This window comes from Mesorhizobium sp. L48C026A00, assembly GCF_000502375.1.
In the GTDB taxonomy this organism is placed as follows: domain Bacteria; phylum Pseudomonadota; class Alphaproteobacteria; order Rhizobiales; family Rhizobiaceae; genus Mesorhizobium; species Mesorhizobium muleiense.
Genome location: NZ_AYWU01000004.1, coordinates 266,744 through 278,155 on the forward strand (window position 1 = coordinate 266,744; position 11,412 = coordinate 278,155).

9 protein-coding genes, 1 tRNA gene and 1 rRNA gene are annotated in these 11,412 nt (G+C 62.3%); 1 reads left to right on the forward strand and 10 read right to left on the reverse strand.

Going from position 1 to position 11,412, the window contains the following annotated elements; translation table 11 throughout:
• Positions 1–2: 2 nt before the first annotated feature.
• The 8 genes from X738_RS52300 to X738_RS52330 form a co-directional block, all read right to left on the reverse strand.
• Positions 3–794, reverse strand: coding sequence for an ABC transporter permease (locus X738_RS52300; protein ID WP_023798105.1), 792 nt, complete (start codon positions 792–794; stop codon positions 3–5).
• Positions 791–1,780 (reverse strand): ABC transporter permease, encoded by a 990-nt coding sequence (locus tag X738_RS52305; RefSeq protein WP_023798106.1) that lies wholly within the window; start codon positions 1,778–1,780, stop codon positions 791–793. The genes X738_RS52300 and X738_RS52305 overlap by 4 nt, the downstream gene beginning before the upstream one ends.
• 160 nt (positions 1,781–1,940) lie before the next feature.
• On the reverse strand, positions 1,941–3,047 hold the full coding sequence (locus X738_RS52310) for an ABC transporter substrate-binding protein (protein WP_023798107.1): 1,107 nt from the start codon (positions 3,045–3,047) through the stop codon (positions 1,941–1,943).
• A 243-nt stretch (positions 3,048–3,290) separates the two neighbouring features.
• Positions 3,291–4,463, reverse strand: coding sequence for an iron-containing alcohol dehydrogenase (locus X738_RS52315; protein ID WP_023798108.1), 1,173 nt, complete (start codon positions 4,461–4,463; stop codon positions 3,291–3,293).
• A gap of 18 nt (positions 4,464–4,481) precedes the next feature.
• The gene (locus tag X738_RS52320; RefSeq protein WP_023798109.1) at positions 4,482–5,870 is read right to left on the reverse strand and encodes an aldehyde dehydrogenase family protein; all 1,389 of its coding nucleotides are present in this window, start codon (positions 5,868–5,870) and stop codon (positions 4,482–4,484) included.
• A gap of 87 nt (positions 5,871–5,957) precedes the next feature.
• Entirely contained in the window at positions 5,958–7,328 is a 1,371-nt protein-coding gene (locus tag X738_RS52325; protein WP_023798110.1) for a glutamine synthetase family protein, read from the reverse strand.
• Positions 7,329–7,423: 95 nt separating this feature from the next.
• Entirely contained in the window at positions 7,424–8,938 is a 1,515-nt protein-coding gene (locus X738_RS0140985; protein WP_031254545.1) for an amino acid permease, read from the reverse strand.
• Positions 8,939–8,959: 21 nt separating this feature from the next.
• Positions 8,960–9,856: an N-formylglutamate amidohydrolase gene (locus X738_RS52330; protein ID WP_023798111.1), complete on the reverse strand. Its 897-nt coding sequence runs from the start codon at positions 9,854–9,856 to the stop codon at positions 8,960–8,962.
• A gap of 152 nt (positions 9,857–10,008) precedes the next feature.
• On the opposite strand from X738_RS52330, the gene X738_RS52335 reads away from it, so the two are divergent.
• Positions 10,009–10,836: a MurR/RpiR family transcriptional regulator gene (locus tag X738_RS52335; RefSeq protein WP_023798113.1), complete on the forward strand. Its 828-nt coding sequence runs from the start codon at positions 10,009–10,011 to the stop codon at positions 10,834–10,836.
• 110 nt (positions 10,837–10,946) lie between these two features.
• Here X738_RS52335 and X738_RS52340 read toward each other — a convergent pair.
• Positions 10,947–11,023 (reverse strand) — tRNA-Met (locus X738_RS52340).
• A 243-nt stretch (positions 11,024–11,266) separates the two neighbouring features.
• Positions 11,267–11,381, reverse strand: a 5S ribosomal RNA gene (gene rrf, locus X738_RS52345).
• Positions 11,382–11,412: the final 31 nt, after the last annotated feature.

The following is an 11,412-nucleotide window of genomic DNA, read 5'->3' on the forward strand; positions in this document are numbered from 1 at the left end:
GGTCAGTTTGGCCGGTTCGCCGATCGCGGCGCAAAACGCGACAGGATCTGGATCAGCGACATGCACGCCCAGGTAATGGCGAAGGCGATGATGGCAAGTGCCGCCGGCTCATAGGCGCGATTGGCGCCGATGTTCTGCAGGTAGGGACCGAAGGCCGGCCGATTGAGCAGACTGGCCATGGTGAATTCGCCGAGGACGATAGCGAAGGTAAGGAAGGCGCCCGACAATACCGCGATCAGCACATTGGGCAGAATGACACGGGCGATGATCGTGCCCCAGCCGGCGCCGAGGATCTGCGCCGCTTCCGTCAGCGTGCGCACGTCGATAGTGCGAAGCCCGGTGTCGACGGCGCGGTACATATAGGGCAGCGCCAGCGTCGCATAGCCGATGACCAGCAAGGCGTTGGTGCCCGTGTCGCTCGCCAGGAACGGCAGCGGCGAGTTCGATCCGTACATTCTGATGTAGCCGAAGACGATGACGATGGCGGGGATGACCAGCGGCAGCAGAGTGATGAACTCGACGACCGGTCTCAGTTGCGGCAGCCGTAGCCGGATCCAGTAGGCGGTGGGCACAACAATGAGCACGCCGAGGATGATGGTGAAGATGGCGGCAAGCACCGAATAGCCGAAGGTCGCCTGGAAGCGGGGGTCGCCTAGCACGACCTCGTAGGCGTCGAAGGAATAGACCCCGCGCCGCATGCGCATCGAGAATTCCACGGTCGCGATCAGCGGAATGAAGAAATAGGCCGCACCCAGCGCGAAGACGAGCCAGGCCCAGAAACGTCCGCTCTTCATTTGAGCCACCTTTCGCTGCGCGTCCGGAACCAGATGTAGAAGACGTTGGCGAGGCCGGTGATGACGATCATGCCGAAGGCAATGGCATAGCCGAGATGCGGGTTGTGCAGCACGTCGCCGCGGATCTGTGCGTAAAGCACGATGGGAATTATGTTGAGCGACGAGCCGGTCAGCGCATAGGCGGTGGCGATAGCGCCGAAGGCGTTGGCAAACAGCAGGATGACGGTGCCGAGAAAACTCGGCCATATCACTGGGATGACGACCATGCGCCAGTATTGCGCCGTGGTGGCGCCAAGCGTCGCGGCCGCCTCGCCCCATTCCTTCTTCAGTCCGTCGATCGCCGGCGTGATGATGACCACCATCAGCGGGATCTGGAAATAGACATAGGTCAGCGTCAGGCCCCAGAACGACAGGATGTTGAAGCCGTGGGCGTAAATGTTGAGGCCGAACACGGTGTTCAGGATCACCGTCGCGAGGCCGAGCCGGCCGAGCGTAGCGAGGAACGCAAAGGCCAGCGGCACGCCGGCGAAATTCGAAGCCACGCCGGAAAAGGTCAGCGTCGCCGAACGTATCCAGTTCGGCAGGCCGCCGCGCACGAGGGCAATGGCAATGGCCAGACCGGCAAATGCCCCGATGAGCGACGAAGCGAGGCTGATCTTGATCGAGATCCAGTAGGCGGCAAGGATAGTGGGCAGCCTGCAGTTTCCGTCGACCCAGGAGATCCAGGAATTATATTGGCACTGTATGTAGTTCGACAGATTGGGTGGGTCGAAGATACCGACAATGTTGTCGAAGGTGAACGTGCCGGCAGCGTTCTGGAAGGCGCCAAGCACCAGATAGAGTGTGGGCAGGACCAGGAACATGATGGCGAAGATGAAGAACGGCGCCACGCCCAGCCATTGCGTCGGCAGCCGAAACGCGCGCGCCTCGCTGGGCGGCGCCGTCTTCCCGGCAATCGCGTGATCGGAAAGCGAGAGATCGGTCATGCGCCGGCTACCGTCTTATCGCATCGGCCCGAAAATCGAACTCGATTTTCGGAAAGCACGATGCGGAAACTTGAGTTCTGGAGCGTACTTTGTGCGTCCGACGCACGTCGCTCTAGCGAGAATACCGGGCGGCGGTGAAGCCGCCCGGCGGTTTTCAACCTTACTGAACGTTGGCGCCGACGACGGCGTCCCAGTTCTTGGTGATGACTTCCTTGGCCTTGCCCTGCTCATCGAGCGACGGGAACACCGCGGCCTCATAGGATGCGGCCGGCGGCAGCTTGGCCATCACGTCCTCCGGGATTTTGCCGTTCTTGGCGAGATCGTTGAAGCGGATCGGGTGGCAATAGCCCTTCAGCCAGCCGATCTGGCCTTCGTCGGAATAGAGATATTCCAGCCAGAGCTTGGCAGCGTTCGGATGCGGCGCGTAGGCGCTGATCGCCTGCACGTAGACGCCCGCGACGACACCGGTCTTCGGCACAACGACGTCGACCGGCGGATTGCCTTTCAGCGTGTCGCGGCCGGCAAGCGCGTTGTAGTCCCAGTTGATCAGGATCGGTGTCTGACCCTGTGCAAGCGTCGCCGGCTTGCCGATGACCGGCACGAAATTGCCGGCGGCATTGAGCTTCTTGAAGAACTCGAGGCCGGCAGTACCTGCGGCTTCACCGGCCGCGGCGCCGCTTGAAAGACCAGCGGCGTAGACCGCCTGGATTGCCTGATTCGAGGCGCGTGGATCACCGGCGAGCGCGACGGCGTTGGCGTATTCCGGCTTAAGAAGATCGGCCCAATCAGTCGGCACTTCCTTGACCAGATCCTTGTTCACCATCATCGCCAGCACGCCGTAATAGTCGCCGGTCCAGTAGCCTTCGGGATCCTTGGCGCTGTCGGGGATCGTGTCCCAGGTCGACACCTTGTAGGGTTGGATCAGGCCGTCGGCCTTGGCGGTCGGGCCGAAGGACAGGCCGACGTCGATGACGTCGGGCGCCTGCGGGCCCTTATTGTCCTTGTTGGCCTTGATCGCCTCGATCTCGTCTCCGGAGCCGGCATCGGGGTTGAGCTCGTTGACGGTGATTTCCGGATATTTCGCCTTGAAGCCGGCGATCACCGCGCCATAGCCGCACCAGTCATGCGGCAGCGCGATGGTGGTGAGTTGGCCTTCCGCCTTGGCGGCGGCGACCAGTTCATCCATTGACTGCGCCGACGAGATGGCAGAGGTCGCCATCAGGGCGACGGCCGTAAGGGAAAGTACTTTTCCCGTGAATTTGAACATGTGTTCTCTCCGTTGAACTGACGCCGTTGGACGCCTGCGATGCGGTATCGTTTTCGTGTGACAGCCCGATGAATGGTTTGTGAAAGCGATGCCCTGCAGTACGAAAAAGTAAACTCTTTTTAACCGGCTGTAGCAATCGCCTCGCAACTATTTTTCCGGCTAACGAGTTTCCGTCTTACCTTTCATCTTTCCCCCTTTCTTTGCCCTCAATTTCCCGGATCAGTTTCCGGCGCGAATACTGTGTCAGGCGGTGCCGGCAATGGCATTTTCGAGCAGCGTCAGCGCCGCCTTCCTGGTCAGCTTGACAGGGTTGCCGCCGGCGGTCGGATCGACCACTGCCATGTCGGCGATCAGGCCCTTGCGCTTCTTGTCCATGTCGAGCCCCTTGATCAGGCCCGGCAGCGCGTGCGGCACCTCCAATTCCTTGCGCAGCTTGATGACGGTCTTGGCGAAACCGTCGAAGCCGCCCTTGATGCCGCAATAAGCCGCGAGCCGGGCGATGCGCGCCTCGATGGCGTCGCGGTTGAAGGTCAGCACATAAGGCATGAACACGGCGTTGGTCATGCCGTGATGGGTGTCGTAAAGCGCGCCGATCGGATGCGACAGCGAGTGGATGGCGCCCAGCCCCTTCTGGAAGGCGGCAGCGCCCATCGCGGCCGCACTCATCATGTGGGCGCGGGCGACGAGATCCTTGCCGTTGGCGAAGGCCTTCGGCAGGTTCTCGAAGACGAGCCGCACGCCTTCGACGGCGATGCCGTCGGCCATCGGATGATAGCCCGGCGCGCAATAGGCTTCGAGGCAATGGGTGAGCGCATCCATGCCGGTGCCGGCGGTGATGAAGCCGGGCATGCCGACCGACAGTTCCGGATCGGCGATGACGATGGCCGGCAAAAGTTTCGGATGGAAGATCACCTTCTTGGTGTGGGTCGCTTCATTGGTGATGACGCCGGCGCGGCCGACCTCCGAGCCGGTGCCGGCCGTGGTCGGCACGGCGATGATCGGTGCGATCGCGTCGGAGTTGGCGCGCGTCCACCAGTCCCCGATATCCTCGAAATCCCAGACCGGCCGCGTCTGGCCGGCCTGGAAGGCGATCAGCTTGCCGAGGTCGAGCGCCGAGCCGCCGCCGAAGGCGATGACGCCGTCATGCTTGCCCTTCTTGAACACCGCAATGCCGGCGGTCAGGTTGGAGTCCACCGGGTTCGGCTTGACCTCGGAAAATACGCCATAGGGTACCTTGGCATCGTCGAGGATCTTCAACGTCGAAGCGACGACCGGAAGTTTGGCCAGCCCCGGATCGGTGACGAAGAGCGGCCGCTTGATGCCGGTGGCTTCAAGCACATCAGGCAATTCCTTGATACGCCCCGCGCCGAAGCGCACGGTTGTCGGATAGTTCCATTTGGAAATCAATTTTGTCATTTCTGTCTTTCAAAAAAATCAGATGGCTTCACGCAGATGATATGACTTCGGCCTCGTCAGATTGTCGTAGCCGATGGCCGACAGCGCCGCACCCTTGCCGGTGTCCTTGACGCCGGTCCAGACCAGCGCCGGATCGAGATAGTCGCAGCGGTTCATGAACACGGTGCCGGTCTCGACGCGATCACCGATCGCCGCCGCATGCTCGGTGTCGCGCGTCCAGATCGAGGCCGTCAGCCCGTAGGGGCTGTCGTTCATCAGCGCGATCGCCTCTTCGTCGTTGCGCACCTTCATGATGCCGACGATCGGCCCAAAGCTCTCCTCACGCATGACGCTCATCTGGTGATCGACCCCGGTCAGCACTTCCGGCGCCAGATAGGGCGAGCCTTGCTCGTCATTGGCCACCCTCATGTTGATATGCGCCCTGGCACCCTTGCGCAGCGCCTCGGCCTTCTGCTCGCGGATCAGGTCGGCAAAGCGCGCCTGTGCCATCGGCCCCATTGTCGTCGCCTGGTCGAGCGGGTTGCCGACGACGTAGTTCCTGGTTTCGGCGATGAACCCTTCGACGAATTCGTCATAGACCTTCTCGTGGACATAGACGCGCTCGATGCCGCAGCAGCACTGGCCGGAATTGTAGAAGGCGCCGTCGACCAGGTTGGCGACGGCATGGTCCATCTTGGCATCGGCCAGGACATAGGCCGGATCCTTGCCGCCGAGTTCAAGGCCGAGCGTCATGAAGGTGCCCGCTGCGGCCTTTTCGATGGCGCGGCCGCCGGCAACCGAGCCGGTGAAATTGACATGGTCGATCTTGCCCGAGCCGAGCAGTTTTTCGGTCTGCGCATGGTTCATGACGAGGTTCTGGAACAGACCCTTGGGCAGGCCTGCCTTGTCGAACGCCTGTTGAAAACGTTCGCCGACCAGCAGCGTCTGCGCCGCATGCTTGAGGATGACGACGCTGCCGGCCATCAGCGCCGGCACGATGGTGTTGACGGCGGTGAGATAGGGATAGTTCCACGGCGCGATCACCAGGACCACGCCGAGCGGCACCTTCTTCACATAGCGGCGAAACCCGTCCTTCGGATTGGAGGCCATCACCGGCTTGAGTGCCGCTTCGGCGATCTCGACCATGTAGCTGGTGCGTTCCCTGACGCCGCCGAACTCGCCGCCATAGCGCACCGGGCGGCCCATCTGCCAGGCGATCTCCGGCACGATCTCGTCGGTCATGGCGACCAGCGCTTCCAGCATGGCAAGCATGTACTTGCCGCGCTCGACGATCGGCGTCTCAGCCCATTTCTCCTGCGCCGCCTTGGCCCGCTCGACCGCCGCATTGATCGCCTGGTCCGTGGCCACAGGCCGCTCGGCATAGATCGAACCATCGACGGGAGATTTTATCTTGACCGTTTCGGTCATTCCTTGGGTCCTCGCAATTTACGACAATCTCAGTTTTGAGCCGCCCGCCCGTCCGGCAGCAAAGCTGAACGGCGACGCTGGCGTAGTTTAGTACCGCTCAAACCCCCTGTGCAGTTCCCAATCGGTAATGCGGCGGTCGTATTCGAACTGCTCCCAGTGCGCCGTATGGACATAATGCTCGAGCACGCCGTCGCCGAGCGCCTGCTTCAGCATCTCCGATTTTGCCAGCGTCTCGGTGGCGTCACGCAAGGTCTTCGGAATTTCCGGCAGCTGCGACGCTTGATAGGCATCGCCGACGAAGGGTTTTTGCAGTTCAAGCTTTTCGTCGATGCCGGCCAGGCCGGCCGCGATCAGCGCGGCGAAGGCGAGATAGGGGTTGAGATCGGCGCCGCCGATGCGGCATTCCATGCGGATGCCCTTGGTGCCCTCGCCGCACAGGCGGAAACCGGCGGTGCGGTTGTCCTCGCTCCACATGATCTTGGTCGGCGCGAAGGTGCCGGCCTGGAAGCGCTTGTAGGAGTTGACGTAGGGCGCCAGGAACCAGGTGAATTCCCTGGCATATTTGAGCTGGCCCGCCGCCCATTGCTGGCCGAGCGTCGACAGTGTCCATTCGGCCTTTCTGTCGTAAAAAAGCGGCGTCTCGCCGTCGGCGCTCCATAGCGAATTGTGGATGTGGCTGGAATTGCCGGCCAGCCCGTAATTGTACTTGGCCATGAACGAGATCGCCTTGCCTTCGGACTCGGCGATTTCCTTGGCGCCGTTCTTCAGGATGACGTGGCGGTCGGCCATCTCGAGCGCCTCGGCATAGCGGACATTGATTTCTTCCTGGCCCGGACCCCACTCGCCCTTGGAGTTCTCGATGGGAATGCCGGCCGCCTGCATCTCGTTGCGCAGCCGGCGCATGACGCCTTCTTCCTTGGTCGTGATGCCGATCTGGTAGTCGCCGATATAGGGCGAGGCTGTGTCGAGGCCCTGCCAGTGCTTCTTGCGGGCGGAATCGTAGGTTTCGCTGAACAGATAGAATTCGAGCTCGGAGGCGAAATAGCCGAGATAGCCGCGTTCGCTCAGCCGCTTGACCTGCTTCTTCAGGATGGCGCGCGGCGAATGCGGCAGGTCGTCATGGGTGTGGTGGTCGAGCACGTCGCAGATCACCAGCGCCGTCTTTTCCAGCCATGGAATGCGCCGCAGCGTCGACAGGTCGGGCTTCATGACGAAGTCGCCGTAACCCTTCGACCAGCTCGCCGCCTTGTAGCCGGGCACCGGTTCCATATCGATGTCGGCGGCCAGGAGATAGTTGCAGCCATGCGTCTCGTCATGCGCGGAATCGACGAAATACTGCGCCAGGAACCGCTTTCCCGCCAGCCGCCCCTGCATGTCGACAATGCACGCCAGCACCGTATCGACCTCACCGCTGGAGACCGCCTTTTTCAACTGATCGAACGAGAAATTTCCGGCCATTCTTGCAAGCTCCGCCGCCTTTGTGGCGCTTCGAGAGTTCAACTCTGGACCCGGCCGCAGGAAGCGGCCGGGTGTTTCTTGAGGTCCGAGGCAGGTTAGGCTTTCTGCGCGTGCTCCAGCGCGAACTCTTCTTCCGGCGACAGGATCAGCTTGTGACGGCCGACCAGCCCGAAATAGACGATCGCGATGGCGAACCACAGCGCCACCCAGACCACGCCCTTGGTGAAGTTCGGGTCCTGAATCTGGTAGAGCAGGGTGACCACGCCGATGATGATCGTCAGCACGGCGCCCGGGACGCCGAGCGGGCTGCGATAGGGACGTTCCATGTTCGGCTGGTTCTGGCGCAGCAGGATGAAGGACACCGCCTGCAGGATGTAGGAGAACATCGCGCCGAACACCGCCATGTTCAGCAACACCGAGCCGATGAGCGAACCGGCCGTAGCGCCGCCCAGCGCGAACCACATGATCAGCATGATGCCGAAGCCGACGATGGCGCCCGCAAACATCGCCACATACGGCGTCTTGTACGATTTGTGGGTGACCGACAGCGCCGACGGGAAATAGCCGGCGCGGCTCAGCGAATAGACCTGGCGGCCCATGGCGAAGATGATGGTGTGGAAGCTTGCGATCAATCCAATCAGCGCGATGACGCCAAGCAGCACTGCGCCCGAGTCGCCATAAATCGCCCGGAACCCGTCAAGCAGAGGCTCGCCGGAAGTCGCGAGCTTGAACGAACCAACGCCGACGACCGACGGGTTGAGCAGCACGATCATGAAGGCCGAGACCATCAGCGTCAGCATGCCGGCGATAATACCGCGCGGCATGTCGCGCTTGGGATCGACCGATTCTTCCGCCGCCAGCGGAAGCTGCTCGATCGCCAGGAACAGCCAAACCGCAAAAGGCAACGTTGCCAGCACGCCCGAGAAACCGAACGGGAACATCGAGCCATTGCCTTCGGGAAGCTCCATCGCCGCTCCGTCCGGACCGACGCCGATGTTCAACGCCCAGCGCGAAAAGTCCATGCTCGGGATAGCGCTGATCCAGAAGACAATCAGCACGGCCAGCGACAGCAGCGTGACGATCAGCGTGACGCGGAAGGACAGCGCGACGCCGAAAATATTCAACGCCAGGAACAGCCCATAGGTCACCAGCCACCAGAGCGGCGGCCAGACGCTGGAGTCGGGAAAGGCGACCGACCAGATGCCTCCCATATAGGAGCCGATGAAGAAGGCGATGACGGCGGGCGTCACCACATACTCGACGTTTTCGCAAAGCCCGGTGATGAAGCCGCCCCACGGCCCCATCGCCGTCCGGGCGAAGGAGTAGGCAGCGCCGGTGTGCGGCAAAGCCGGGCTCATCTCGGCGATCGAGAAGACGAGGCCGACATACATGATGGCGATGATGATGCCGGCCACCAGCATGCCGCCCCAGCCGCCTGTCCCGAATCCGAAATTCCAGCCCGAAAAATGCCCGGATATGACGGCGCCGACGCCGAGCGCCCATAGATGCCAGACATTGGCGTGACGCACCAGTTGCCGGTCCTCGAAATAAGATTTGTCGCGCTTCGCGTATGCGACGCTGCCAACTTGCTTCGTATTACCGCCTGCCATTTGAAAGTCCCCTTCTTCTTGTCAGTTGACCGGTTCCACCGGATGGCCGAGCCCGCGCCGGCCAGATCCCTGGGATCCGGATGACGGCTCGAGATCGGAAAAAATCCCCGTGAGCAGATCCGCCCATTTTCGCTGCCCGGCTTCGTCGGATATTTCGTCATTGCGGATTTCGATCATCGCGCAGGGTAGGTCCCGCGGGCGCGCGTGCCGTTCCAGCGTGAAATAGACACGGTCGGCCGGCGAATAGGGTTGGTTGATGCCGACTGTGACGCCGGCGAGCCGCTGCAGCGCGGCGACGAGCGGCGCTGCCAGCCGACGATCCTCGTCATGGATGACGCCAATGTGCCAGGGCCGGCTCTTGCCGTTGTAGACCNGCGGCGCTGCCAGCCGACGATCCTCGTCATGGATGACGCCAATGTGCCAGGGCCGGCTCTTGCCGTTGTAGACCGGGTTGAAGGAATGGATTGAAACCAGCCGCGTCTCGAGCCCGCGCGCCAGCCTTGTATCGATGATGTCAGCGACCGCATCGTGAAAAGGTTGCCAGGACAGGGCGATGCGCGCGGCGCGCTGCTTTTGCGACAGGCCGGCATTGCCCGGAATGGTTGTGGTCTCGCTGACCGGCGGCACCAGATCGGGTGCGTCGAGCGGGCGGTTGCAGTCGATGACAAGCCGCGAAATGCGGGTCTCGACCAGCGTCGCGTCAAGCGCCGCGGCCATGCGGCGGGCCACCGGCAGCGCGCCGGGATCCCAGGCGATGTGGCGGGAAAGCTCTTCGGCAGCAAGGCCGAGCGTTCCGAATTCCGGCGGCAGGAAATTGGAGGCGTGGTCGCAGGTCAGCACGAAAGGGCTCGATCCGCCGGGGTTCGTCACCCCTACGGTTTCAGGCGATGCAAGGCTGGCGGGCCGTGCTGTCTCCATTATCCTGTCGTCCCCGGGGAGCGCTGTATCGTATGTTACGTATTTTGCCTCATTGCGTCCCTGTGGATGATTTCATACAGTTTGTCCGGCTTTGTCAAACGCGATTTCGGGTCAAATGCGATTTCGGCAAAACGGCCGGGCATGGGGAAAAGATGATTTCGAGCATTGCCGAACTGATCTCGGACCGCATCGGCACGATGCCGGCGGGCGAGCGCCGCGCAGCGCAGACGCTGATCGCCAGCTATCCGCTGATCGGCCTGAAGACGGTCGCCGAATTCTCAGCTGCCGCTGGCGTCTCCTCGCCGACGATCCTGCGTTTCGTCGCCCGCCTCGGCTTCCAGAACTACCCGGAATTCCAGTCGGCGCTGCAGGACGAACTGGCGGCGCAACTGCAGTCGCCGGCGTCGCGCACGCTCAACCCGCCATCGCCGAACGGCGGCGCGGTGTCGCCGATGCTGGAGGCGACGCTCGACAACATGCGCGAAACGTTCAGGCACCTGTCCGACAAACAGCTTGCCGACATCGTCGCAAAGCTTGCCGACCGACGCGGCAAAACCTTCCTGATCGGCGGCCGCTTCACCGATCCGCTGGCGCGCTACATGGCCGCCCACCTCGCCATCATCCAGCCCAACGTCTTTCACCTCGCCGGACAGGAAAGCGTCTGGCGCGATCGGCTGATCGACATGGGCAAGCGCGACGTGCTGGTGATCTTCGACATCAGGCGCTACCAGGACAGCCTGGTCCGCTTCGCCGAGACGGCACACCAGCGCGGCGTGCAGATCGTGCTGTTCACCGACCAGTGGCTGTCGCCAATCGCCCGCTTTGCCCGCCATGTCATCGCCGGGCGCACCGCCGTGCCCTCGGCCTGGGATTCTTCGGCGGCCCTTTTCGTCGTGGCCGAAACGCTGATCGGCGCCGTCACCCGGCAGCTCGAGGCCGACGGCGCCAAACGCATCCGCGAGTTGGAAAGCCTGCGGTAGGGAATAGGGACGCGGCCTGAACTCGACCGCATGATCACTTCCATGCCGGAGAAGGCGGCCAGCAGGCTGCAAACGCAAAACGGCCCGCGTGATGCGGGCCGTTTTTTATTTGGTTGCGGGGACAGGATTTGAACCTGTGACCTTCAGGTTATGAGCCTGACGAGCTACCGGGCTGCTCCACCCCGCGTCAACCAGACGGCGAATGCCGGCCGGGCAGCCCGGACTTTTTGTTTTGTCCGTCCTCGAGGCCTTCGGCCTTTGCGGGCGGACGGGGCGCTGCTCCACCCCGCGTCAACGTCAGAAGTAAGCCTTGGCTCACTGGAATCAAGCTTTCGCCAACTGAAAGGGCCGCTTGCGCGGCCCGAGTTCCCGATTGGCGGGCCTGTTTTGTAAGGAGAAGACTGGATTTTTTGCAACGTGCGTTTTGCAGACCTGGCAGCGACCTACTCTCCCGCGTCTTGAGACGAAGTACCATCAGCGCTGGAGCGTTTCACGGCCGAGTTCGGAATGGGATCGGGTGCAGCCGCTCCGCCATAACCACCAGGTCGGCAAAGCGCACGTTGCTCGAGAAGCTGT

Bases quoted from the DNA above. Each gene is read 5' to 3' on its own strand.
- X738_RS52300 (WP_023798105.1), bottom strand. From the start codon at position 794: ATGAAGAGCGGACGTTTCTGGGCCTGGCTCGTCTTCGCGCTGGGTGCG.
- X738_RS52305 (WP_023798106.1), bottom strand. From the start codon at position 1,780: ATGACCGATCTCTCGCTTTCCGATCACGCGATTGCCGGGAAGACGGCG.
- X738_RS52310 (WP_023798107.1), bottom strand. From the start codon at position 3,047: ATGTTCAAATTCACGGGAAAAGTACTTTCCCTTACGGCCGTCGCCCTG.
- X738_RS52315 (WP_023798108.1), bottom strand. From the start codon at position 4,463: ATGACAAAATTGATTTCCAAATGGAACTATCCGACAACCGTGCGCTTC.
- X738_RS52320 (WP_023798109.1), bottom strand. From the start codon at position 5,870: ATGACCGAAACGGTCAAGATAAAATCTCCCGTCGATGGTTCGATCTAT.
- X738_RS52325 (WP_023798110.1), bottom strand. From the start codon at position 7,328: ATGGCCGGAAATTTCTCGTTCGATCAGTTGAAAAAGGCGGTCTCCAGC.
- X738_RS0140985 (WP_031254545.1), bottom strand. From the start codon at position 8,938: ATGGCAGGCGGTAATACGAAGCAAGTTGGCAGCGTCGCATACGCGAAG.
- X738_RS52335 (WP_023798113.1), top strand. From the start codon at position 10,009: ATGATTTCGAGCATTGCCGAACTGATCTCGGACCGCATCGGCACGATG.